At 41.7% G+C, this 25394-nt stretch carries 23 protein-coding genes; 6 read left to right on the top strand and 17 right to left on the bottom strand.

What is annotated here, in order from left to right; all coding sequences use genetic code 11:
• Positions 1-14 precede the first annotated feature (14 nt).
• The 13 genes from G460_RS0108265 to G460_RS0108205 form a co-directional block, all read right to left on the bottom strand.
• Positions 15-2087 carry a S9 family peptidase gene (locus G460_RS0108265; RefSeq protein WP_026954907.1) on the bottom strand — a complete coding sequence of 691 codons (2073 nt, stop codon included), beginning with the start codon at positions 2085-2087 and terminating at the stop codon, positions 15-17.
• A 203-nt stretch (positions 2088-2290) separates the two neighbouring features.
• On the bottom strand, positions 2291-3817 hold the full coding sequence (purH, locus tag G460_RS0108260) for a bifunctional phosphoribosylaminoimidazolecarboxamide formyltransferase/IMP cyclohydrolase (RefSeq protein ID WP_026954906.1): 1527 nt from the start codon (positions 3815-3817) through the stop codon (positions 2291-2293).
• Between the two features lie 119 nt (positions 3818-3936).
• Complete coding sequence (locus G460_RS0108255) at positions 3937-4479, bottom strand: dihydrofolate reductase family protein (protein WP_026954905.1); 543 nt, start codon at positions 4477-4479, stop codon at positions 3937-3939.
• 10 nt (positions 4480-4489) lie between these two features.
• A complete protein-coding gene (gene purN / locus G460_RS0108250) occupies positions 4490-5047 on the bottom strand; it encodes a phosphoribosylglycinamide formyltransferase (protein ID WP_026954904.1) in 558 nt (185 codons plus the stop codon).
• A gap of 78 nt (positions 5048-5125) precedes the next feature.
• On the bottom strand, positions 5126-5761 hold the full coding sequence (locus G460_RS0108245) for a DoxX family membrane protein (RefSeq protein WP_026954903.1): 636 nt from the start codon (positions 5759-5761) through the stop codon (positions 5126-5128).
• A gap of 83 nt (positions 5762-5844) precedes the next feature.
• Positions 5845-7164 (bottom strand): S41 family peptidase, encoded by a 1320-nt coding sequence (locus G460_RS0108240; protein ID WP_026954902.1) that lies wholly within the window; start codon positions 7162-7164, stop codon positions 5845-5847.
• Positions 7165-7205: 41 nt separating this feature from the next.
• Positions 7206-7598, bottom strand: coding sequence for a Dabb family protein (locus G460_RS0108235; RefSeq protein ID WP_026954901.1), 393 nt, complete (start codon positions 7596-7598; stop codon positions 7206-7208).
• A gap of 185 nt (positions 7599-7783) precedes the next feature.
• A complete protein-coding gene (locus G460_RS21655; protein WP_051315975.1) occupies positions 7784-8683 on the bottom strand; it encodes a hypothetical protein in 900 nt (299 codons plus the stop codon).
• 120 nt (positions 8684-8803) lie between these two features.
• A complete protein-coding gene (typA, locus tag G460_RS0108225; RefSeq protein ID WP_026954900.1) occupies positions 8804-10609 on the bottom strand; it encodes a translational GTPase TypA in 1806 nt (601 codons plus the stop codon).
• A 113-nt stretch (positions 10610-10722) separates the two neighbouring features.
• On the bottom strand, positions 10723-11427 hold the full coding sequence (locus tag G460_RS0108220; protein ID WP_026954899.1) for a hypothetical protein: 705 nt from the start codon (positions 11425-11427) through the stop codon (positions 10723-10725).
• Positions 11424-12041, bottom strand: a complete 618-nt coding sequence (locus G460_RS0108215; RefSeq protein ID WP_026954898.1) for a hypothetical protein — start codon at positions 12039-12041, stop codon at positions 11424-11426. The genes G460_RS0108220 and G460_RS0108215 overlap by 4 nt, the downstream gene beginning before the upstream one ends.
• Positions 12038-12724 carry a hypothetical protein gene (locus G460_RS0108210; RefSeq protein WP_157366891.1) on the bottom strand — a complete coding sequence of 229 codons (687 nt, stop codon included), beginning with the start codon at positions 12722-12724 and terminating at the stop codon, positions 12038-12040. The genes G460_RS0108215 and G460_RS0108210 overlap by 4 nt, the downstream gene beginning before the upstream one ends.
• A 10-nt stretch (positions 12725-12734) precedes the next feature.
• Positions 12735-13082, bottom strand: a complete 348-nt coding sequence (locus G460_RS0108205) for a PadR family transcriptional regulator (protein WP_026954896.1) — start codon at positions 13080-13082, stop codon at positions 12735-12737.
• Positions 13083-13229: 147 nt separating this feature from the next.
• Here G460_RS0108205 and G460_RS0108200 point away from each other — a divergent pair, with 147 nt between their 5' ends.
• Positions 13230-14144: a glutaminase gene (locus G460_RS0108200; RefSeq protein ID WP_026954895.1), complete on the top strand. Its 915-nt coding sequence runs from the start codon at positions 13230-13232 to the stop codon at positions 14142-14144.
• Positions 14145-14146: 2 nt separating this feature from the next.
• Here the strand turns inward: G460_RS0108200 and G460_RS0108195 are convergent, their stop codons facing one another.
• Together G460_RS0108195 and G460_RS0108190 are read right to left on the bottom strand one after the other, a co-directional pair.
• Positions 14147-14599: a YciI family protein gene (locus tag G460_RS0108195; protein ID WP_026954894.1), complete on the bottom strand. Its 453-nt coding sequence runs from the start codon at positions 14597-14599 to the stop codon at positions 14147-14149.
• A gap of 12 nt (positions 14600-14611) precedes the next feature.
• The gene (locus tag G460_RS0108190; RefSeq protein ID WP_026954893.1) at positions 14612-15988 is read right to left on the bottom strand and encodes a TIGR00341 family protein; all 1377 of its coding nucleotides are present in this window, start codon (positions 15986-15988) and stop codon (positions 14612-14614) included.
• Between the two features lie 383 nt (positions 15989-16371).
• On the opposite strand from G460_RS0108190, the gene G460_RS0108185 reads away from it, so the two are divergent.
• The 4 genes from G460_RS0108185 to G460_RS0108155 all read left to right on the top strand — a co-directional run bounded on the left by G460_RS0108185 (position 16372) and on the right by G460_RS0108155 (position 20473).
• A complete protein-coding gene (locus G460_RS0108185; protein WP_026954892.1) occupies positions 16372-16734 on the top strand; it encodes a response regulator in 363 nt (120 codons plus the stop codon).
• 1211 nt (positions 16735-17945) lie between these two features.
• Positions 17946-18743, top strand: coding sequence for an MlaE family ABC transporter permease (locus G460_RS0108165; RefSeq protein ID WP_026954891.1), 798 nt, complete (start codon positions 17946-17948; stop codon positions 18741-18743).
• Between the two features lie 3 nt (positions 18744-18746).
• Positions 18747-19499: an ABC transporter ATP-binding protein gene (locus tag G460_RS0108160; protein ID WP_026954890.1), complete on the top strand. Its 753-nt coding sequence runs from the start codon at positions 18747-18749 to the stop codon at positions 19497-19499.
• Positions 19496-20473 (top strand): MlaD family protein, encoded by a 978-nt coding sequence (locus tag G460_RS0108155; RefSeq protein ID WP_026954889.1) that lies wholly within the window; start codon positions 19496-19498, stop codon positions 20471-20473. Before G460_RS0108160 ends, G460_RS0108155 begins: the two co-directional genes overlap by 4 nt.
• A 7-nt stretch (positions 20474-20480) precedes the next feature.
• Here the strand turns inward: G460_RS0108155 and G460_RS0108150 are convergent, their stop codons facing one another.
• Positions 20481-21527 carry an endonuclease/exonuclease/phosphatase family protein gene (locus tag G460_RS0108150; RefSeq protein WP_026954888.1) on the bottom strand — a complete coding sequence of 349 codons (1047 nt, stop codon included), beginning with the start codon at positions 21525-21527 and terminating at the stop codon, positions 20481-20483.
• Between the two features lie 146 nt (positions 21528-21673).
• Here G460_RS0108150 and acnA point away from each other — a divergent pair, with 146 nt between their 5' ends.
• The gene (gene acnA, locus G460_RS0108145) at positions 21674-24454 is read left to right on the top strand and encodes an aconitate hydratase AcnA (protein ID WP_026954887.1); all 2781 of its coding nucleotides are present in this window, start codon (positions 21674-21676) and stop codon (positions 24452-24454) included.
• Positions 24455-24565: 111 nt separating this feature from the next.
• Here acnA and G460_RS0108140 read toward each other — a convergent pair whose 3' ends face one another.
• Positions 24566-25366, bottom strand: a complete 801-nt coding sequence (locus tag G460_RS0108140; RefSeq protein WP_026954886.1) for a hypothetical protein — start codon at positions 25364-25366, stop codon at positions 24566-24568.
• Positions 25367-25394: the final 28 nt, after the last annotated feature.

Below are 25394 nucleotides of genomic sequence, written 5' to 3'. Positions count from 1 at the left end.
CATCCAACTAAAATTTATCTCACTACTTTCTGATAATCCGTTACCAAATGCTTGATAAAGAATTCCATCATTCTGTCTCTGTTCAAAGCGGTATGGCCACCATCAGGAGCGATTTGAACCTCGATACTTTTGCCAGCATTTTGGAATGCTTTGATTAATTGAAGCGAATTGGATGGGTGCACGTTGTTGTCAGCTGTGCCGAAGAAAATCAATAATTCACCTTCTAATTGGTCTGCCATATTCATCAAGCTGAATCGGTTGTATCCTTCTAGGTTACTTTCCAAAGTGCCCATGAAACGCTCGGTGTAGATATTATCATAGTTTCTCCAGTCAGTTACGGAGGAGTTGGCCACAGCAGCATGGAATAGCTCAGGGAATCTCAAAAGCATAGTGGCGGCAGTAGTACCGCCATAAGAAGTTCCATAAACGCCCACACGCTCTTTATCAAAATATGGGCGATCATGAAGCGATTTAACGCCTTCAGCGAAGTCATCCATCTCCACCAAACCCAAGTTGCCATACAATTGATCCAAAAGTTCTTTTCCACGGCCTCGTACGTTTCTTCCATCAATGTTCAATACCAAGAATCCATATTCAGTCAGTGCGTCTGGATATACGAACGTCTCACGGAAGGCATTAGTAGCTGGGCCTCCATAGTTGCTGAGGATGACCGGATATTTTTTGGATGGGTCAAAATCAGAAGGGAAGTGAATCAAACCGTCCAATTGGGTGACTCCATCTTTGGAGGTGAAAGTGAAATGTTCCACTTTTTTCAATCCCAATTCTTCGAATTGGCTCATGTCGCTTTTAGCCAATTCAGCTACTATTTTTCCTTTGGCATCGATCAAATTGGTGAAAGGAGCCACATCATGAGTTTGAGCAACATCTACGAAATATTTGCCATTCGGAGAAATAGAGACGCTGTGATTGTAAGCAGGATCAGTCAATCGAGTATCCTTGCTTCCATCGAAATTCACTCTGTGAAGCTGCATTTTCATGTGGTTTTCACCACTTCTGGCCATGTAGTAAAGAGTCTCGTTTTTCTCATCAACCTTGACAATATTGGAAACTTCGAAAGGATGCTGAGTGATAGTACTTACCAAAGTTCCGTCAAAGTTGTAGAGGTAGTAATTATTGAAACCACTTCTTTCGGATGCCCAAATGAATTCTTGGCCATTATCCAAAACTCGCATTTCGGGGGAATTCTCTACCCAGCTCGCCAGCCATTCTTCATGGATGATGGTTCTGCTTTTACCGGTTTCTGGATTAGCGGCACGAAGCTCCAAAATATTCTGAAGTCTGTTGGTGCTGTGATAGACCAGTTCCTTGCTGTCTGGAGTCCAGGAGATATCGTAGATATAGGTTCCCATTTCTCCATCTTCAAATGGTTTTCCGTCACGGATATCCAGTTTGGTTACTTTTTTGGTTTCCAAATCATAGACCATTAGATCGACAGGAAGGTTGGGCTCGCCCACTTTAGGGTAAGCTTCGATCTCCAGTGAGTCATACAGGCTCAATTGGTCCAAAAGCACATAGTATTTTTTGACGTCTTTCTCTTCGAACCGATAAAAAGCAACCTTCTTGCTGTCAGGGGACCACCACATCGCGGTGTTTTGGCTAAGTTCCTCTCCATATACCCAAGTAGCGATGCCGTATTTGGTTTGATTTTCCTCATTTCCATCTGTAGTGATTGCCACCACACCCGAACCGTCAGGCTTGCTCAGGTACATGTTGCGATCTTTGGTGAAGGCTTTGAATTTGCCATCTGGAGACTCGGCTGAATCGTACTGCCGACCTCTTGCAGGTCCTGTACGTCTTCTTGGTTGTACTTGAGGAGCTTGTCCTAGTTCAGTGACCTTTTTCGATTTGACATCGTAGCTATAGCGCTTACCTTCTTGGGTGTATTCAAAAGAACTACTTTCTTCATTCCATTTAGCTGATAGCGCGCCGGATTTTACCGAGCTATAGATCTGAGGGGCGATTGTTTGATATTGCTCGTATCTCGGCATACTCTTGAGCTTATCTTGAGCCTGAGATACGGAAATAGTAGCCGCTAAAGCTGCGGCCAGGAAGAACTGATTCTTCATATTCTATTTGGGTTAATAAATTGATTCAAGTCCCGATGATACGGCATTTCTGGCTAAAAAGCTGAGGGAAATCCATAGGAGGTGGGAAAAATCAAAATAGGTTGAGCTAATTGAATTTTTTTAAAGTGAAAATAAAAAAAAGACCTTCGAAACGTGAATGCTCGAAGGTCTTGGATCTTGATTCTAAAATCTAAAGTCTAGAATTAATGTTTGAAATGTCTCACACCAGTCATGACCATCGCCATGCCGTGAGCGTCGCAGTAATCTATGCTGTCCTGATCCTTGATAGATCCGCCTGGCTGAACTACCGCTGTGATTCCAGCTTCATGAGCGATCTCCACACAGTCCGGGAATGGGAAGAAAGCGTCAGATGCCATTACCGCACCTTTCAAGTCGAAGCCAAATTCTCCAGCTTTGATGATTGCCTGACGCAAAGCATCCACGCGGGAAGTTTGGCCTACTCCAGAGGAGAATAGCTGGGTGTCATTGCTTAGGATGATGGTATTTGATTTGGTATGCTTACACACTTTTGCAGCGAAAACCAATGCGTCTTTTTCCTTTTCAGTAGGAGCTACTTTGGTTACAGTCTTGAAATCAGCTTTTGTTTCTGTAGCCAGATCTTTATCCTGCTCGATCACTCCATTCAAAAGAGTTTTGATCATCTTGGTTCCTGGCAAATCAATTTTTTGACGAAGCAAAATTCTGTTTTTCTTTCCTTTGAGTACTTCCAATGCTTCCTCCGTGAAATCCGGAGCGATCAACACTTCAAAAAACAAGCTGTGCATTTCTTCAGCAGCTGCCTTGTCCACGGTCTGATTGGTCACCAAAACTCCGCCGAAGGCTGAAGTAGTGTCTGCTTCAAAAGCTTTTTTATAAGCTTCCTGAACTGTAGGAGCCAATGCAACACCGCAAGCATTGGTATGCTTCAAGATGGCAAAAGCGGTTTCTCCTTTGAATTCTGCAATCAGATTGACTGCTGCATCCACATCCACTAGGTTGTTATAGGAAAGTTCTTTCCCGTTCAATTGGTCAAAAAGTCCGTCAATATCTCCGTAGAAATGAGCCGCTTGATGTGGGTTCTCCCCATAACGAAGTGCTTTTGCTTTGCTTTCTGAAACCTTCAATGCAGGAATGCTTTCTTCCTGATTGAAATAGTTGAAGATATGAGTGTCATAATTGGAAGAAACTTGGAATGCCTGCGCTGCAAAATAACGACGGTCAGCTAGCGTAGTAGCGCAATCTTGAGCTTCAAGTTTCTGCTCCAGTTCCTGGTATTGATCTTTGGAAGCGATGATGGTCACGTCTTTGAAGTTTTTGGCAGCGGCACGAATCAATGAAATCCCTCCAATGTCAATTTTCTCAATGATATCAGCTTCGGAAGCCCCAGAAGCAACTGTTTCTTCAAAAGGATACAAATCCACAATCACCAAGTCGATAGCCGGAATATCGTATTCACCAGCCTGAGCTACATCACCTTCATGATCTCTTCTGTGAAGGATACCGCCAAAGATTTTGGGATGGAGAGTTTTTACTCTTCCTCCGAAAATGGAAGGATACGAAGTCAGTTCCTCAACTGGAATTACTTCTGCTCCTTGCTCTTCGATGAATTTTTGAGTACCGCCAGTAGAGTAGATTTTTACTCCGTGCTTTTTCAAAAGGGCGATGATAGGTTCAAGATTGTCTTTGTAAAAGACTGAGATCAGGGCAGATTCGATTTTTTTTGTAGCCATCAGGAAATGGATTGTTTTGATTTCTAATGAATTTGCAAAGGTAGAAAAAAAGACCGTATTGGACTAAAGAGGAATTGGTTGGAGATGGAAAAATGAATGGGCATTCCAAAGATTTAGAATTAACTCTTTCTCCTCACAAATCTGTTTTGGACAATTTTCTCTAAGAAGAGTTTTGTGCTTTTGCATTCAAAAATTAAAGCTTGGTCCAGCTCTCCAAAAAGTGGAATCCCCTTTCCCAATAGCACAGGAATGACCGTAATCACTATTTCATCAATTAGATCCTGTTGGAGGAAACTTTGGATGGTTTTTCCACCATCGATATAGAGTCTTCCATAGCCTTTTTGATGGATTTGTGCCAAAGCCTCTTTCAGCTCTCCATGCACCAATTCGGCTTTTCCTTGGTATTTCTCTGGAATCTCTCCTAGAGTTTTGCTCAATACAAAAACCGGCTTCTGATAAGGCCAGTCGATGTCAAATCCACATACCGTTTCGAAAGTGTTCCTTCCCATCACCAAGGCATCGATTTCAGAAGTGAATGAGTGATATCCCGTATCGATTTGATTGATTTCAGGAAAAGTGTCCAGCCATTCGATTCCACCATTTAGATCAGCGATAAAACCATCCAAACTTGTGGCGATAAAAACCTTGGTGGACTTTTCCATCGGATTGAAATCAGAGAAGACTGGCAATTACTTCTGGGAAATGCTTATGCTCCAAGGCATGCACTTTTTCGGCAATGGATTCAGGAGTGTCTGAGTCTGATAGTGGAGTAGAGGCCTGAAAGACAATTCTCCCCTCGTCGTAATTCTCATTGACTAAGTGGATGGTAATACCCGTTTCCTTGTCTCCAGCGGCTTTGACGGCTTCGTGCACATGAGAACCGTACATTCCTTTTCCGCCATACTTTGGAAGTAGAGCCGGATGGATATTGACCATGCGATCAGGGAAGGCACGGGTCAGTTCTACAGGGATTTTCAAAAGAAAACCTGCCAGGATCACCCAATCGATTTTTTCCTGCTGAAGTTTTTCGAGAAGTAGCCCGGCATCCATTTCTTTTCTGGAAAAAGTAAACGTAGGAACGTCAAACTTTTTGGCTCGCTCAAGTACAAAAGCTTCTGGTTTATTGGATCCGACCAAAGCGATGGTGGCTTTGTCAGAGTCCTGAAAATATTCCATTATTTTTTCGGCATTGGAGCCGCTACCGGAGGCTAGGATGGCGAGAAGTTTCAATTTTTTAGGATTTTATTGGGATGTAAAAATAGGAATCTTTGCGGAGCTGATGCCAGTCCCCCTCCTAGAAAGTAAGTGTTATAGCTGATTGAAATATTCAAAAATTGAGTCTTTCAGATAAACTAAACCAGTTAGGGTGGTTTCCGGATCAACGATCAAATCAACTAAGAGTTTTGGAATAAAGAGAAATACCTCAAGGAATATCGCAGCAATAGGAATCAGAAGATAGTAGCCTATTGGGATTTTGCTTCTCATTTTTACATTATACCATAAAGTGTTGAAGATGGTAATTATCTTTTCCTGGTGATACCATAGGATTAGCAAATCCAATACGATGTAAAAACCCAATCTCCAGGCAAATGCCTGAGCCATGCCGGGGTCCATCACAGTCAGGTCAATAATGAGGATAGTGGTGACAATCGGGAGAAACAGGAAGGCACCAATCAAGGAAGTTCTGGTAAAAAGTAAAAGCACTCCACAGATAATTTCAGAGATTCCTATGATTGAATTAAATGGTTCGTGGCCAAATAGATACCAAGAAACCCTGAATAAAGATAAGTCCTTAATCTGGGTGGCTAATTCTACTTCTGAAATTCCGAATTGACCATGAGTGAGTTTGGACCATCCATATCTAATAAATGTCCAAGCTATAAGGAACCTAGCTGAAAGAATAAAAAAGTCCCAAAGCTTCTCTTTTGAAATTGCAAGTTTCATTTGCCAAAAATTTATTTGGCTTAAAATATTAATAATTTAATGAAATTACTTGATGCTTAAGAGTTTGTCTAGGCGTTTTTCATTTAGTATGCCGGGAATTCTTTTTCCAAACCTTCAAAAGCATCAATCATTTCCCAAGAAGCTTTGAAGAAAGGATAATGAATGCGGGAAGAAAAACCACTGCTTTCTACAAGATCCAAAGCTGCAGCTAATCTAAAATCACGAGGATCCCCCCAAGCGTACTGCGGGCTGTCTCCCACGGAAAGATCCACAGGGAACCCATCAAAATAATCTGCATTGCCATCAGCATTCGCTGTGGCGAAAGTGATCGGCACGAGCTCTACATCATTTTGGGACAGGACTCTGTTGAAAGATGAGAGTGGGAATGAACCTACTGGTTTTCCAAAGGTATTGTCACCGATCAAGACCACTTCTGTGTATGGTCGCAGGATATTGATGACCAGTTCTGAGGCGGATGCTGATCCACGGCTGGTGATGAAGATAATTCGACTCAGATCGAGCGTCCCCAGCTTGTTGAAATTCTCCGAGTCGTTGAGAGAGGTTTTAAGTGAATTGAGCTTGTTGGTGTACATCAACTTGCCCGTGTTGGATGATTGAATCAGGTAATTGCTGATTTGCTCTGCGACTGCAACTGAGCCGCCTCCGTTGTAGCGAAGATCGATAATCAACTCGTCAATATTTTCAGCCTGAAAAAAAGCCATCGATTCATCCACTTCTTGACTTTTGGTAGGAGAGAGTCCTGCTGTGGCTTTGAAGCTTTGATAGACCCAGTACCCTACTTTTTTGTCGGCTAGGTCGAATACATTTTGGAACAAAACAGAATTGGATTGGTATTCTGCTTTGGTGTTGGTACGAGTGGTCGTGGTGCCATCCGGGAGGAGAAAAGTAAATGTATTGCTGATTCCAGGATCTGATGCTCCCAATTGAAAGTCATAGCCTCCTGTTGAAGTTTTATAATCGGAGATGGGCTTGCTATTGATTTCGGTGATTTCCCAACCTCGTTGCCATCCGTCTTTTCCAGCTGGAGATTCATCAAACACGAATGTCAAGAATAATCTTTCTTCAGCGTCGAAGGCAAAACCAAATCCATGTCCGGCATTGCGGCCTACGAAGGCATTTTGAAAATCCTCCAAAGTGGTCAGGTAAGAGAATCGATCCAACTCTTGAAAGAGCAAGGCATTTAGAAACTCTGAGTTGCTTGAGAAATCAGAAAAAGAAGGGATAGGAGGCAGTTCTTCATTCCAATAATACCACTCCTCCATGGAGTCGTATATGGCCTGCTTGACTTGGTCCGACTGGGGATCCGGGATGATTTCTTCTTTGGGATCACAAGCCCAAAACCCCAGCATGATTAGAAATAGGATATGTCTATGTGTTTTCATGATCTGGGGTTTTGGTATCTAAATACGTAAAGGAGCTGCTTTTAGATTGCGATGTCGTAGACTTTGACAGTGCTCCACATCGAGGAGTATTTATCAATGAACTCCAAATGAAGCGGCTCTTTCTGATAAGCAAGCTGGTCTTCTAGACTGTCAAAAAAGACGGTGCAGGAAACTTGCCAAGAGTGATCGACTACATCTCGCTGTTCTGTATCTGCAGGTGTACCGGCGATAAATTTAGCTACCGTAGGACACTTGCCTAGCATCGGTACTGCTTCTGTAAGGAATTCCTGAGTATTTGCTTTGTCGTGTAGCCAGAAGTAAACCTGGTGAATCATTTTTTGTTTTGCCATATCGTTTGCAATGGTGTTTATAGGTAATGTGGCCGCAGCACTTGCTAGGCCGATGGTTTTGATAAAGTCTCTTCTTGAAGTCATAATGGCCCGAAATTTCGGTTTTTAGAACGCATCGAAGGTTCTGATTCGAAGCAGTTTTAAAGATAAAAATATAATTTTCAAATCAGCTCTAGGGAAAAGCCAAGATTTGACTTTTTCAATGTGCTAAAAAATGTCTGGTAAAGATCCATCAAAAAAGGCCAGAGTAAATTTCTGGCCCGTTATATTTAGTATCCTACATATCTTCTCCTATTCAAAGCCTGTAAGTGCTCATTATTCTCATTGATCAGGAGATAGTTGATGACCTTCTGGTTGTTTCGCTCCATCAGGATCATGTGGTCATCTGCTACATAAATTACTTGCAATTCCTTGGTCTTGGATCGGATGTCAGGGGTGGAGACATATAGCTTGTTGTCTTCTTCTCTGATCTGATCAATGGTAAAAAGGATTGGTTTGTGGTCTTTGTCCAACTTGGTAGCTACTTCCTTTTCAGGGCTCCATGCATTTCTATTCAAGGTATGGGTTTGGTAATGATGCACTTCGTAGGTCTCAAGGAACTCGATGGCCTGCTCCATGTCTAACTTCTCTGAGGAAAATGCTGTGCCTGAGAAGCTGGTTTGAGTGCTGTTGCCGGCTTGATTTTCGCCACCGTAGGTATTGCCACGCTGATATAGGTTTCCGATTAGCACGACATTGGCTCCTACCATTGCCGCTTCCGCTTTGAGTTTGTCCATGGCTCTGTTTTTGACACTATTGATGCTGGACAAAACGGTCACACCTGTCGCTTTGCTGTATAAATCTCCCATAGGGATCAATCCTTGTACATCATTTGGATTGTAAGTGATGTACACATTTTCGGAATCTTTCAGACCATTCACACTTTTGATCGGGCTATGAAAAGTCTCTTCTCTACCGCTTGAAAACTTGATTTTTGTCACCTGATGCTTACTCACAGAGTAGATTGCGTTTTCATTGGGGTAGCTGTACTTGATCAGATCAGTTCCTACTTCTTTGACCAAAGCTTCTACGGGACCTTCGATGAAGTAGATGACATCATTTTCGGTCTGGGCAGAAACTATTCCGAAGCTTAAGAAAAATGTGATAATGAGAAGGCCTGATCTGATCATAACTAAAAGTGTTTTTTGTAATTGAACGCTGAATAAAAAACTTAGGTTTTGGTTTTCAATATTAATAAAAAATCCCTCCGGATCAGGGAGGGATTTTTATCATTTGATTATCAAATAGAATTAAGCGTCTTTTTTCGCCATTCTGTTTCTCTCATTTTCATCCAAATAGATTTTTCTCATTCGGATGGATTTTGGAGTGATTTCCAAGTATTCGTCTTTCTGGATGTATTCCATGGATTCTTCTAGGGAGAATCGCTTAGGAGGAGCGATACGGGTATTGTCATCTGAACCAGAAGCACGCATGTTGGTCAATTTCTTGCCTTTCTGCACATTGACTACGATATCATTGTCTCTGGAATGCTCTCCGATCACCTGTCCGGTATACAAGTCGTCTCCCGGCTCGATGAAGAACACACCACGATCTTGTAGCTTATCAATGGCGTAAGCAGTACACTGTCCACTCTCCATAGAGATCAAAGATCCATTGATTCGGCCAGGGATATTTCCTTTGTATGGTTCGTAGGAAGAGAATCTGTGGTTCATGATGGCTTCACCTTGGGTAGCGGTAAGCACATTGTTTCTCAATCCGATCAAACCTCTAGAAGGGATTTGGAATTCGAGATGCTGCAGATCGCCTTTTGGCTCCATGATCAGCATTTCACCTTTTCTCTGAGTAGCCAATTCGATCACTTTACCAGCAGTCTCTTCAGGGACGTCTACTACCAAGGTTTCGATTGGTTCACAGTTGACACCGTCGATTTCTTTGAAAATCACCTGAGGCTGACCTACCTGTAGCTCGTAGCCTTCACGACGCATTGTTTCGATCAATACTGACAAGTGAAGAATACCACGTCCATAGACCAAGAATTTATCTTCAGAATCGGTAGACTCTACGCGAAGCGCAAGGTTTTTCTCCATCTCTTTCATCAATCTGTCTCTCAAGTGACGGGATGTCACGAATTTTCCTTCTTTGCCGAAGAAAGGAGAGTTATTGATCGTGAAGAGCATATTCATCGTAGGCTCATCGATAGCGATACGTGGAAGCGGTTCAGGGCTATCCACATCAGCTACGGTGTCTCCGATTTCGAAATCTTCCAAACCTGTGATAGCACAGATATCGCCTGCTTCTACAGTCTGTACTTTATTTTTTCCAAGACCTTCGAATACATGAAGTTCTTTGACACGCATTTTCTTGATGCTTCCATCTGCTTTGCAAAGAGCGATTTGCTGATTTTCGGAGATGGAACCTCTTTTTACTCTACCGATAGCGATACGGCCTACGAAGTTGGAGTAGTCCAACGAAGTGATTTGCATCTGAAGTGTTCCTTCGTCGATTTTCGGCTGAGGGATGTATTCAAGGATAGCATCCAATAGCGGTAGGATAGAATCCGTAGGGTTTTTCCAGTCCGGTCCCATCCAGTTTTGCTTGGCAGATCCATAAAGCGTATGGAATTCCAATTGCTCTTCTGTAGCATCCAGGTTGAACATGAGTTCAAATACTGACTCATGGACTTCATCTGGTCTACAGTTTTCTTTGTCGACTTTATTGACCACCACGATAGGAGTCAAGCCAAGGGAAAGTGCTTTACCCAAAACGAAACGAGTCTGAGGCATCGGTCCTTCAAAAGCATCCACCAAAAGAATAACGCCATCAGCCATCTTCAATACTCGCTCTACTTCTCCACCGAAGTCGGCGTGACCTGGAGTATCGATGATGTTGATTTTAGTGTCCTTGTAGCGAACAGATACGTTTTTGGAAAGGATGGTAATTCCTCGCTCACGCTCCAAATCATTATTGTCCAGGATCAAATCATCGAATTGCTGATTCTCTCTGAAGATTTTGGATGCGTGGATGATTTTATCCACGAGTGTTGTCTTGCCGTGGTCAACGTGTGCGATAATCGCAATATTTCTGATATTCTGCATGATCTGCCTTTTTCAAGCCGCAAATGTAGGGAAAAATTGTGGGAAGAAGGTTATCCCTTTGTGAAGATAAATCAAGATTCAAGTATCTGGTATGAAGAACCTAAAGCCAAGTGTCAGGATGCAGCGGTTTCACTTTCGTAGATGGATTTTAGTTTTTCGGTTTCCTGAATGGATTTGTCTAGTATTTTGGGAAGAATAAAAATGCTGATAACAAAACCAATCAAGGCCAGGATAATGGCTCCTTTAACGATACTTGTGAAAATAGAATCCGGCTCTGCAGTCTTTAAGTAAACAAACTGATAGGAATACAGGCAAATCGTAATGGATAGGTTTAAAACCTGAAAAATAGAAGTGGACCCAACGTAGCAGGCGTAGTTTTTCAATTCTTTGTGGCTTTTCCAGTAGCGTGTCATTAGGTAACTGCTTCCAATTACCACAAAAACGATAAGCATCAAAATCCAGCTGTTGGGGTCATTCAAAAGAATGGAGCTTTGATAGATGACTAATGCCAGAAATAAAGGGAATAGGACTCGATAGCTCAAAATGAATTCTCTGAAGGAAGTCCAAAAAGATTTTCTCAGCCTTTTCTCGATCATTTTTTTGTAGGATTCTTCTAGCGAACTGAATCCAAATATGCCAAAGCTGGCATGTACCTTTCGAAAAGCATCATCCAAACTTAACTTGGGGTCTTCATCCAAAAGCGCTTCCACCTTGCAGGCTACGTGATCCAGGATCTCGTACTGCACATCGATCTCTGGATAGCCTTTGTAGGAGATCAGTTTTTTGAGGGTTGCGATTTGGGAAGGGGAGAGTTTCAAGTGGTACGAAGTTTTTTTGCTTGAGAGACAAGCTCAGAAAATCCTGCGATGAATACCAGTGAAAGCATAAAAGCGATGAGGTAAATGGACGCAAGAGGAGATAATCCAAGCCAAACCAACCAATCAAGATTCAGCACGAACTGCGCAACACAGAGGATGAGCCAAAGTGAATTGCCAGCGGATAATAACTGTGAATTTTTTAACAGTCCACCTAACAGCCCCAAGATTACCATTCCTAGGATTAGGCTTATGAAGATAGTTTTTATATGTATTTCTGCTTCCATTGGGCTGTAATCAAAAAAGTAGATAAGTAGTAGAGAACAGGCGAACATTGTTAGGGCTTTGAAAATAATCGATCCCTGAAGCATATTGGCAGCGATCGTTTTGAAAAAGCCTAAATGGGAAGCTACCAAAAGTCTCCTTTGAAAGCTGGAAGGATTTATTTCTTTACTGATTTCAGAAAGTGCCTGATCAAAAGAGGCTCCATCATCCATCGCATGCTCCACTTTTGAGGCGATATGATCCACCAATTCGGCTCTGATATCCTCGTAATAGATTTTTCCGCCAGATAGTGAGGATTCTATTTGGGAGATGTGGGAAGAGGAGAGTTTCATATTAGTGTGGTTTTAGATTTGATTTTCCAGGCTTCATAGATGCTGAAGGAATGCAAAACGATCAGAAAACAAAAGGTGACGCTCAAGGCATTCAATATACTCTCTGGGATTTGTTCGGTCCAGCCAAAAATTCGAGGAACGTTGAGGAAAAGATTGTAGAAATGGAGAGGGAAAACGATCTGTTGGCTCAGTTTAGAAATAAAGGAGGAAGAAATAGAAAAGCTAGGTTTTCCGAGCATTTTCCTGATCGAGTCTATTCTAGCTCGATTTTGTAGATTGACCACAAGGGCAAAACCTGCGAGAAAAACCAAGGGCAAGCCGAAGAGGATAAGTATCTGGGTTTTGAATGGAAATGTGTCCACAAAAAGTGTGAGTAGTATCACTAATACAAGAGTGAACATCGCTTTTGGCCATGAATAATAGGACTTGATCAAAAGCCATTGGGATGTTCGAAGGGATTTCGCATAAGTCTTCTCAAGATTGTATTGGAGTTTTTTGCAATAAGAATTCGACCATTTTTCTTCCAGTCCATTTAACTCGTTTTGAAACTCCCTCTCAGGATAACTTTCCAGATGAGTGACATAATGATCATAGATTTCAACCAGTAATTCGGCCGAAAAAAGTTTTTTCTCCGAGATTGCTTTTTTCACTTGATTTAGTTCAGACTCTGTCAGTTTTCTCATGGCCATACTATCAGATGTTGAATCCTGGTTTGAGATCTGGACTTAGGATTCGCTGGAGATTCTCGACGAAGCCCTGCAGCTCTGACATTTTGCTGGTGACTTCCTTTTGGCCGTCCTTGGTCAGGCTGTAGTATTTTCTCACGCGATTATCGACTTGCTGGATTTCTGTGGTCAATAGGCCCTCGGCTTCCAGTTTGTGAAGGGCAGGGTAGAGGGCTCCTTCGGTGATTTTGATTTCCCCGGCGGTGAGTTCTTTAACTCGCTGCGTGATCTCATAGCCATACATTTTCTCATTTTCCTCCAGAAGTTTGAGAATGATGGTTTGAAGTGAGCCTTTGATCAGATTATTGTTTGACATTAGTTCGCTGTATTACCTAGCATCGGTAAATATATAAAAAAATTATATACATAAGAATTTTAGGTATGATGAATTTTTCATGCTTCTGCTTGGTTGTAAGATTTCGTGAGAGTTTTTCAAGAAAAATAAATTGACCATTTTAAGCATATGGATTACCAAACATTAATTGAGGAGGTTTATCAGGAAATACAATCCGAAAACCCGCGAGGAAAAGTTGCGGACTATATCCCTGAAATAGCCGGCGTAAATCCCGATCAATTCGGGATGGCGCTAGTCGATCTGGAAGGGAATGTGTTTGGAGTGGGGGATTATCAGGTGCCTTTTTCTATCCAAAGTATCAGTAAGGTGCATACCCTGACTATGGTTTTTCCCAAATTCAATACCCAACTTTGGTCTCGTGTCAATGTAGAACCCAGTGGTAACCCTTTTAACTCGATAGCGCAGTTGGAATATGAAAAGGGGATTCCCAGAAATCCTTTCATCAATGCTGGAGCTTTGGTCATTACAGATGCGCTATGCAGTAAATTTGACCATCCGGTTGAGCAGATTTCGACTTTTATCAATGATTTGGCAGGAGAAAATTGTGTCAGGGTCAATCAGGAGGTGATGAATTCAGAAAAAAATCACGCCGCCAGAAATACCGCCTTGGCTTATTTCCTCAAATCCTATCAGAATTTTGACAATCCCATAGAACAGGTTTTGGATGTGTATTTTTCCCATTGTGCCATAGAGATGAACTGTGTGGATTTGGCGCGTTCTTTCTCATTTTTGGCAAATGATGGTTATTCGATTTTTGCCAAACGGGAAATTTTGACCGAGAGTCATGCCCGGCGTGTCAATGCTTTGATGTTGACATGTGGATTTTATGATGAGGCTGGGGAATTTGCCTATCGCGTGGGAATGCCTGGAAAAAGTGGAGTAGGAGGAGGTGTGGCGGCTGTCATGCCGCACAAGTTCAGCATAGCGGTCTGGAGTCCGGAGCTGAACGAAAAAGGAAACTCAGTCAAGTCGATCCGGGCTTTGGAACTCTTGACTGACAAACTTTCCTTCTCTCTGTTTTAAGCTCAAATATTCTCTTTAGCTATTTTTGAATGAAGTTCAATAAGCAATGGCAAGGCTGCGGAGCCATACCATTCTTTGAGATCCATCTTGAGAACTCCTGCTTGGATGGCTGGATCTGATTCAGTGAGTTGTTGAGCCTCTTCCAGAGATTGCACATCAAAGAAAAATAGACCTCTTAGTTCTTCATTGCCAAAAAATGGTCCAGCAAGCACCATTTTCCCTTCTTCTACCAGCCGGTTGATATTGGCCATATGTCCTTCCTGAAATTTGCTCCGTTCCTCGGCACTGTATTCCTCGACGCGATCTCCGCGGTAGAGAAACGCAATGACGTACTTTTTCATGCCGTATGGGTCTGCACCAACCTTATCGGCCAATTCTTGATCGAAGGTATCTTGTGCCTGAAGTGCGAGCATGCTCCCCAGAAAGAGAGCGAATGAGAGGATGAGCTTTTTCATGTGATTGGGTTTTTAGTAGAGGAAAAGGGCTACGGTGTCTGCTTTTGTCCGCAGCTTGAGCCACTGAAGAAATTTGTCAGATTCTGATTTTTGAGGCTTGGTTTTAAACTGCGCATAGGCGATCAATAATGTATCAGAACTATTCGCTCCCAAATCTGAAATCAATGATCTGTTCAAAGCGAATTTAGTCAAATTTGGATGATTGATTTTTGCTTCTTGGGCTATTTCGGTTCCCAAAATTCTGATTTGACTGTAATTGGCTACTTCATTTTCCAAGAGAGAAATTTTCTCATCCTTATCCTGAATCACTTGCTCATTGCGCTCATAGAGATCTTTCAATATATCGGACCTCAATAGGTTCATATCCGTGGAGGCACTTCCACTTTGATGGATCACAACCTCTGTTTTTTCTAGATCATATTCGATTGCCTTCTCTTTGGTGATGCGCAATACATCATTGTCCAGAGGTTCTCCTATCAAGTTGATTTCAATTCTGCGAGGGTCTTGTGAATAATCAAATTCAGAGCTCAATACCTGTGTTTTTGGAAATACCATTTCTATCTGTACGTATCTTTTAGCTTGCTCTTCCCAGATAGATCGGAGTACTATACCATATGCTAAATATACAGAAGGGACTATCGTGAGTATAGTGAAAACGGTAATATATGTTTGCACTCGTTTTTCTTTCTTTTCATCCATGAACTCCTTTTTAGGAAACTTCATAAATCGAACTATCAAATAGGTAGACAAACTGATGAAAACAGAGTTGATAAAAAAGAGGTAGAAAGCACCAAAGAAATAATAAAAATTAAAAGTAGCTAGACCATATCCTGCGGTACATAAAGGAGGCATCAAAGCAGTAGCAATAGCGACTCCAGGAATAGCGTTGCTTTTCTCTTTTCTGGAGCCTGCTACGATCCCTGCGAGTCCACCAAATAAAGCTATCAATACGTCCCATATAGTTGGCTCGGTACGTGCTAATAATTCAGATTGCGCATCATCCAGAGGAGTAAAATAAAAGTATATAGTAGAGGTTAATATGGATATAAAAACAGCTACTCCCAGATTCCGAAGAGATCGCTTTAGCAAGTCGAAATCATTGATGCCAGCGGCCATCCCAATTCCCATGATAGGACCCATCAGGGGAGAGATGAGCATGGCTCCGATGATGACTGCAGTAGAGTTGACATTAAGTCCGATCGAGGCTACAAAAATAGCAAAGATGAGGATCCATAAATTGGCTCCTTTGAACTCTACATTTTTGCGGACATACTCGATCGTAGCCAGCTCGTCTTCCTTTCCTTCATGCAGATCGAAGCGATTGGTCAGATAGAGAATCGACCTGATAAATTGATTTTTCCGACGGGGCTTTGGTGTAGTTGGTTCCATTTGAGGTTAGCATCAGATAGGGGAGCAAATTACATATTATAGCCAAAATCTATGGGAGAATAGTGAAGATATTATTTGGCCCGAAACTTGAAAACTTAAGATCGAGGCAAGAAACTTTGATTCTGTCACCTTTATTTTTTTGATTAAATCTTACTTCAATTAAAACTTTATATAATTTTTTTTAACTGACTGAAAAAAAGATCAATAATATCTATTTAGGGTAAACGTAAAAAGGCTAGACTAAATAAATTAGGTTAGACTAAATATTTCTAGCTTTAGATTATTTAGCAGAATTATTCGAGAAATACTTTTAGTTTTAGCTGATTGAAGATTTGTCTTCTACATCACGATGAATTGACCTGAGATTTTTGAACCTGACAGCAATGGCTACGATTTTATATTTGGATGACGACAAGATTCAGCATTTACTCATGAAGAAAATGGTGAAGATTCACTTGCCGGAAGTGAAGCTGGAGATATTTGGAAAAGTGCAGGACTTGTTGGATTGGCTCAAGGGTCATCCAGGGGATTTGATTCTTTCTGACCTCAATCTGGAAGAAGGTTCTGCATGGGATTTTATCCCTCAATTTTCAGCTAGTACTGCAGTTCCAATTCTATTGATTTCAGGCCATGTTTCGGAGTTGGATAAGCAAATGGCATTGGGTTTTTCAAGTGTAAAAGGCCTTTTGGAAAAGCCTATTTCTGAAGAAGGATGGAGACAAATTTCACTCTTATTGAATCTCTAGAGTTGAATAAATTTTTCTGAGATTGATGAAAAGGAATACTTTTTAATATATGGTTTAATTCCTTGTATTGAGTTCGTGTTTATGTTATTGTATTATAATATTGGATAGTATTATAATTTTTCTATATCGTTTAGTTTACTGGTTGAATAGTGTGTTTTTTTATTTTACTATTTATTGTTTAATACATTTCTTTTAAGTAAATGATTTTATCAAGTATTCATACTCTTCATTTTATTGATTTTCTAGTTAGAGGTGATTTTTTATTTTGTCTATTTTAGTTTACTAATTTATCAATAATTGTTTTCAAATAGGAGTGTATTTTGAACTTGTTATTAATAATTTTTCCTACTGAATCAATTCTGGTTTTGATGTTTTCTAAATGATTGAAATGGTATTTTTATACCCTTCTTCTTCTGAGAATGAAAGTAACTCCAATGCTCTTTGTTCATTTGGGATTTTGAAATTTTTCAAGAAAGTAAATTATCCTTTGAAAGCTTTCTTGATTTTAGGATTGATTGGATGAGTTGGTTTCTCATCAACTCCGGTTTTACACTTCTTGAAGTTTGTCCAGATAGTTGAAGTAGTTTCATTTTCGTATGCTCTTCTTAAGAAATGCAATCTCCAAGTATTACAATCAGATTTGCCGACTTTTCTGAAATTCCATTTTCCTATTACATTCAGATTCCTTGTTCGTTTGATGTCATCGATGTCTAAATCAATCCTCAATTATTAAAACCATATTGATTTTGTAGCCTGATGAATCTGAATAGGATTTGAACATTATCGGGCATCTCTGGGCTGTTTTTCCGCTTCCATTTTGAATTGAAATGAAGTCTAAAAGTCTTTTGACCGCTTTTTTTTTGGGGTACGACTTCCACATGAGTGGGATTATTAGCTACACAGTAGCAAGAGAAGGGTACAGCTAGTAGCTAAAGCAGGAGGTATGAATGCGATTAAATGCAATATATATTGGGCTCTTTCGTTTTCGATTTTTTTTGAAAACCTTTAGATAATAGAATGTTTCGGCCTTTTTCTGTCTATTATGCGATTATAATTCTTTGAGATTTTGATTTTCAATTTATAATTTCGTTTGTATCTGGGCTGGCTTTTTTAAAAAAATACTTCTGATAGAAAGGGTTGGTTTTAATTTTGTTTTCTTTGTACCGCTTCCCAATCCGGAATCGCAGTAAACAGACTAGATTTAAGGAAATATGGCCGAAGAGTCGGATGATAGAAAGCCTGTGCTTTCAAAAAAAATCGATAAGTTTTTTACAGGACTAGCTGATGCTTGGAATTTTGTAAGACGTTTTTGGAAAGAGGTGTTTTTGCCTCCTTATGAATTTAAGGAAGTGATTCATCAATGTTATCGCATTGGCGTGGAATCCCTGCCTTTGATTTCTTTGACCGGATTTATTGTAGGGATAGTATTTACCAATCAATCGAGGCCTTCTCTTTCCGAATTTGGAGCTACTTCCTGGCTACCTTCTTTGATTTCCATTGCGGTAGTAAGGGCAATGGGACCATTGGTGACGGCCTTGATCGCTGCGGGGAAGGTAGGTTCGAGTATAGGTGCAGAAATAGGCTCTATGAAGGTGACCGAGCAAATCGACGCGATGGAAGTATCTGCGACCAATCCGTTTAAATTTCTTGTCGTATCCCGTGTCCTGGCTACGACTTTCATGATTCCCATTCTGGTGCTGTATACAGATTTTGTGGCTTTGATAGGATCTTTCCTCAATGTCAACTCGAATGAATTGGTGAGTTTGTCAACCTTCTTTTTTCAAGTGTTTGAGTCGATTTCATTTCTTGATATTTGGTCTTCAGTCCTAAAATCTCTCCTCTTTGGCTTTACCATCGGGATAGTGGGGTGCTATAAGGGCTATAATTCCTCCAAAGGAACTGAAGGGGTAGGTCGAGCGGCAAATTCTGCCGTGGTGATTTCCATGTTTTTGATCTTTATCGAAGAGCTATTGGTTCTTCAGATCGTCAATGCAATCAGAACATTCTAGATCATGGCTGAAAAGGTAGTAGAAATAAAGAACCTGTATAAAAGTTTTGGAGACCTTCATGTCTTGAAAGGAGTCGATTTGGACTTGTTCAGAGAAGAAAACTTGGTCATCCTAGGGAGATCTGGTACAGGTAAGTCTGTACTCATCAAGATCATGGTAGGCCTGTTGAAGCAGGATCGCGGACAGATGCAGGTTTTGGGCAAAGAAGTCTCAAAGCTTCCTACTCGTGAGCTCAATGAGTTGAGGTTGAAAATTGGGTTTTCTTTCCAGAATTCGGCCCTATACGATTCCATGACAGTAAGGGAGAATATGGAATTTCCTCTCGTGAGAAACATTAAGAACCTTACCCGGAAAGAAATTAACCATCGGATCGAGGATTTGCTGGATGCTGTGGGACTACCTCAGACGATCAATCAGATGCCATCCGAACTATCAGGAGGGCAGAAAAAGCGAATAGGCGTAGCGCGAACATTGGTGTTGAATCCAGAAATCATGCTGTATGATGAGCCTACGGCAGGATTGGACCCGATTACCTGTGTAGATATCAATAATCTGATCAACGAGGTCAGAGAGCGCTACAAAACCACATCAATAGTTATTACCCATGACCTGACTTGTGCCAAGATGACGGGAGACCGGATGGCGGTACTGTTGGATGGTCAGTTTAGTTCCATCGGAACATTTGAAGAGGTCTTCCCTCATGCGGAAGATCAACGAGTGAAATCATTCTACGATTATAATTTTATAGAATCATGAGAGGTGAAAACAAACGATCCGTCATTGTAGGCATATTTGTCTTTTTAGGGATCGCCATTTTGGTAGCCGGGGTGATGACCCTAGGCGGGCAACAGAAAAAGTTTGTGAAGGCTATCCAGCTGAAAGCCGTGTTCGATGATATCGGCGGGTTGCAGCCAGGCAATAACGTGTGGTTTTCTGGTGTGAAAATCGGTACAGTCCGCAAAATCAACTTCTACGGTGATTCCCAGGTAGAAATCGAAATGAACGTGGAAGAAGAAGTAGTGGAGTTTATCAGAAAGGATTCCAAAGCGACATTGAGCTCCGATGGACTGATCGGTAACAAAATCATCGTGATCTATGGAGGGACTACCTTGGCTCCACCGGTAGAAGATGGCGATAGACTGGAGTCGGTCATGCCTCTGGATACTGATGCGATGATGGAAACACTCCAAGAGAACAATAAAAACTTGGTCGAGATCACCAATGACCTCAAAGTTTTAACCGGGAAATTGGCAGCCGGAGAAGGAATCGTAGGAGCTGTAATGACCGATTCACTTTTGGCAGAAAACTTCCGCTCTATCATTTCCAATCTAAACCGAGCCAGTATCAATAGCAATCAGATGCTGACAGACCTTAATCGTTTCACGACGAAATTGAATACAGAAGGCAATCTATTCAATGACTTGGTCACTGATACTACGATGGCCTCAGAGCTGAAAGCGACCATCACCAGCTTCCGATCTTCTGCGAGCAATACCGAAGAGTTGACCGCTAAATTGAGCGAAATCTCTGCAAAACTGGATGATCCAGACAATTCCTTGGGAATGCTTCTGAATGACCCTGAATTTGCTGAGATGTTGAAGAGCACCATGGAAAATACAGATTCAGCCACTTACAATCTCAATAGAGGTTTGGAAGCTTTGGAATACACTTGGCCTTTTAGAAAAGGCTTCAAGAGAAAAGCCAAAGCTGAGGAGAAAGAAGGCAATTAAAAACCACTTAATCTGATTCAAGCCCATCGGAAATTTTCTGATGGGCTTCTTTTTTTTCCTCCCCATTTGCCTCTAGGGTTTCGGTGGTGTTTTCTGCGGTCAATACAGCCTTTAGACTGATTGGGAAGTGATCAGAACCTATGCTAGACTGGACTTTTAGATCTCCCAATCCAAAATGCTTGCTGAGAAATATATGGTCCAATGGCCATCTAAATAGGGGAACTTTAGCATGAAAAGTACTGAAAAGTCCTCTTCCTCTTCTAGGATCGGCCATTTCTGATATTTTCAAAAACAATTGAGTAGTATAGCTCCAGGCGACATCATTGAGGTCACCGATGACGAGAGATGGCAGTGGGTTTTCCTTGGATTTTTTCCCTACCATCAAGATCTCTGCGTCTCTTTCTGTGCTCTCGGTATTTTCGCCAGGCACTGGTGGAGTTGGATGGATTGCGTAGATGGTGATCAGTTTCCCGTTTCTTAACTCGATGTCCAGTTCCAACGAGGGGATTTCCTCGTCAATCAGATAGTTGATCTCCTGACGCACGATTTTCAGATGTGTGTACAGTAAGAGTCCATAGGTATTGTCTTTGGGAATCTTGATGCTAGACTCAAACTGGTCCTCAAGCTGCGCAAGTCCTGTTTCCCAATTTTTATCTGTTTCGACTAAGAATACCAAATCCGGATCTTCTTTTTGAATCAAATTCAAAGCGGCGTTGTAATTCTGATTGTATTGGTAAACATTGGCTACTAAAAGATGAATGCCATTTTCTTGCTGGAAAGGAGCTGAATCAATCATCTTGGAACCTAATGGGGTAAAAGGGACCACTTTGTGTGTCAAAAATGCCACAGCGAATCCTAGTGAGCCCAGCCACGCATACTTTTCCCAATGCTCATATGACCCCAAGAAAAACCACGCTCCGAATAATATCAAGATGATGATGAGCTTTTGCAATCGGGGGTAATCAAAGATTCTAATCCACCAGTATTCCCATTTGAGGAGGGGTATGAAGGTAGCTAGAAGGAAAAAGGCACTGCAGACTCTGAGAAATAGCATAGATCTAAGGCTGATCAAAAGTGAAAGTTTATACTAGGTTGTGGCAAAATTTCTCCAAAAAAGGTACCTTTTTGACACCTTGGGAATCCAAATTGCTTTAATTGAGTTGAATAATATAACTATTCATAGACAAAACCTTTTTTAACATGAAACTTGACCCTTATTCAATCAAATCCAGTCTTAAAACCAGTAGCGGAGAGTTTACCTATTGGAGCTTGGAGAAGCTTCATGATTCCGGAAAGAAAGTAAAACACTTGCCTTTTTCTATTCGGATTTTGCTCGAAAACGCACTGCGTAATTTTGACGATTTTGCAATTACCCAAGAGCATTTGGACACCTTGATCCAATGGTCACCTCAAGCATCTGACAAAGACATTCCATACAAGCCGGCGAGAGTCCTTATGCAGGATTTTACGGGAGTACCTGCTGTGGTGGACATTGCTTCTTTGAGGTCAGAAGCTAAAAGAAAAGGAAAAAATCCTGCTCAGATCAATCCATTGATTCCAGTAGATTTGGTCATCGACCACTCGGTGCAGGTGGATTATTTTGGGACCAACTACAGTTACCAGAAAAATGTAGAAGTAGAATATGAAAGAAATAAGGAGCGATACCAATTTCTGAAATGGGCTCAAAAGTCATTTGATAATTTTTCTGTGGTACCCCCAGGGATGGGGATTTGCCATCAGGTAAATCTGGAATATTTGGCGCAAGGGGTCATTACCCGAGATGGTATGGCTTTCCCTGACACATTGGTTGGTACGGATTCGCATACACCAATGGTCAATGGAATCGGTGTTGTAGGTTGGGGTGTTGGAGGTATAGAAGCAGAAGCGGCACTTTTAGGTCAACCTATCTATTTTATTATGCCAGAGGTAGTGGGGCTGAAACTGACAGGAAAATTGCCTGCAGGGACCACCGCTACCGATATGGTGCTGACAATTACCGAACTCCTCCGTAAGCATGGAGTAGTTGGTAAATTTGTAGAAGTGTTTGGCCCTGGGCTAGATCACTTGTCCGTGCCGGATCGAGCCACCATTTCTAATATGTCACCTGAATTTGGATGTACGGTTTCATATTTCCCTATTGATGACCGCACGCTGGACTACATGCGAAAAACCAATCGAAGCGAATCGCAAATCCAGCTAGTAGAAGATTATTGCAAAGCAAATTTGCTTTGGAGACAAGAGGAAGACTTGATCCAATACAGCTCCGTAGTAGAACTTGACCTTGGGTTAGTAGAAGCCACTGTTTCCGGTCCCAAACGTCCTCAGGATAAGATTTTGGTTCGGGACTTCAAGCCTAAATTTGAAGAACTCCTGAAGTCAGTCCATGGGAGAGATTACATACCTATCGATAAAAGAGAGGAAGTTTCCCGCTTTTTGGAAGAGGGTGGAGGACAAACCGAAGATCAATCTGGTACTTCAGCTCCTGCAGATACAGAGATCAAGACCAAAATAAAAAATGGCTTGAAAACTGTGTCGGTCAAGCTTCACAATGAGAAATTTGATCTTTACGACGGATCTATCGTCATAGCAGCCATCACTAGCTGTACGAATACCTCAAATCCTTCGGTCATGCTCGGAGCTGGTTTGGTAGCCAGAAAAGCGCGCGAGAAAGGACTTGATGTGAAGCCTTGGGTTAAAACTTCTTTGGCTCCTGGTTCCAAAGTCGTCACTGACTATTTGGAAAAAGCGAATTTGATGGATGACTTGGAAGCTTTGAAATTCCATACTGTTGGCTATGGCTGCACATCTTGTATTGGTAATTCTGGGCCTCTTCCTAGACATATCGCAGCTGCTGTTGAAGAGAATGATTTGGTGGTGGCTTCCGTACTCTCAGGTAACCGAAATTTCGAAGCTCGGGTCCATCCTCAAGTCAAAATGAACTATCTCATGTCTCCGATGCTGGTGGTAGTGTATGCACTTGCAGGTCGTGTAGATGTAGACTTATATAATGAGCCTATCGGCTATGACCCGAATTTGGAGCCTGTTTATCTCAAAGATATATGGCCGAGTCAAGAGGAGATCGATGAGATTTCCCGTCAGGTACTGTCTCCGGGAGATTATCAGAAAAGTTACGGTGAGATCTTCGAGGGCAATGAAATCTGGAAAAAGTTGGAATCAGGTGAGGGGGAAATTTATCCTTGGGATGATAGTTCTACTTACATCAAGGAAGCTCCATTTTTCAAGGGGATTTCAGTTGATGTTCCTGAGCCGGGTGATATCAATGGCGCGAATGTCTTGTTGAAACTGGGAGATTCGATCACGACGGACCACATTTCTCCTGCAGGATCTTTCCGTGAAAATACACCAGCTGGGAAATATTTGAATGGGAGAGGAGTTCAGCGACCGGACTTCAACTCCTACGGTTCCCGAAGAGGAAATGATGAAGTAATGGTGCGAGGTACCTTTGCCAACGTTAGGATTAAAAATCAATTGGCAGAACAGGAAGGGGGCTTTACCACCCACATTCCTACTGGTGAAGAGATGAGTATATTTGATGCTTCGCAAAAATATCAGGCTACCCAGACCCCTCTGATTGTATTGGCGGGGAAAGAATATGGGTCAGGTTCCTCCCGTGACTGGGCAGCCAAAGGAACCAACCTCTTGGGAGTAAAAGCAGTCATTGCGGAGAGCTACGAGCGAATTCACCGATCCAACCTAGTGGGGATGGGGGTATTGCCTCTTCAATTTGAGCCGGGAGAAAATGCCGCTTCTCTTGGATTGACCGGTCAGGAATCTTACACTATTTCAGGGATAGAATCAGGATTGACCCCGGGTCAGGTATTTGAAGTAGTGGCTGTATCAAAGCAGGGTCAGGAACTTAGGTTTCACGTCAAGTCCCGATTGGATTCAGAAGTGGAAATCGCCTACTATAAGCACGGTGGAATTTTGAACTACGTCCTCAGAGATTTTCTGAAAGATTAACTGATAAAAAAATGCCTGAGTATGATGTGCCCCCAATAAGTATCTAACTTTTTGGGGGCACATCAGTAATCAGGCTTTTTATTTTTTAATGGGGATAAGGAATCGTTTGATTCACCTGAAAAAATGTATCGGAACATACATCCATTTTTCGACAGGCTTGCCAAAGGCATCCAAAGCCGGGACATAATTATCCCCCCATTTCAGCATCAATTCCAGGGCTTTCATCGCAAAATAGTCTTCCACAAAGAAGGAGTTTGCAACTTCGATTTCTTTTCGCTTGCCATCTGCGCCCACCAAAACTGCGATCATAGCCGTTTGGGAATCTTTCTTTACCCTCATGCCATTGATTTTGAAATTTTTGTTGAAAAATGCATCCCATTCTTCTTTGCTCGCATTTAATTGAGGGGAAAAGTCATCCTTCTCTTTGACCTGAGGAATGCTGTCTCCCTGTCTTAGGATGTGAAACTCCCCATTTCCAAAGTGAATAGCTTGAGCGACCTGCTGCTCATCAAAGTAATAGGTAGTGATGTAAGTTTTTGTCAATAGATTTTCCATCTTGACTTGAAGGAGGTTGCCCGCATGGTCAAAATTCTGCGTGATTTTTTCCTTAAAATGTCCATTTTCTTTGTAGCGAGCCGTCACGTTTTGGATGATTTTATTCTCATGATCATGATATCTGTAAAAATGGAGACTGTCATTGACGTGGGTCGACACAAGCGTGTATACCTGATTGGCTAGGTCATTATCGGCGACACGATAAAAGTGTTTGTTGGTGGGGATTAATTTTCTAGTTTGACCAAAAGCTGAGTGACAGATGATCAAGGTCGTCATGCCTAGGCAGAGAAATGCTAAAAGTCGTATCTTCAATTTTTCCTTTTCAAAATAAAATGAACTCAAGATTAATTTATTCATAGGAGGATTCAAAAATCAATCTCTTCTT

It is taken from the genome of Algoriphagus vanfongensis DSM 17529 (assembly GCF_000429465.1).
In the GTDB taxonomy this organism is placed as follows: Bacteria; Bacteroidota; Bacteroidia; order Cytophagales; family Cyclobacteriaceae; genus Algoriphagus; species Algoriphagus vanfongensis.
Note: the sequence above shows the minus strand (reverse complement) of the source record. Positions and strands in the feature narration are given on the sequence as shown.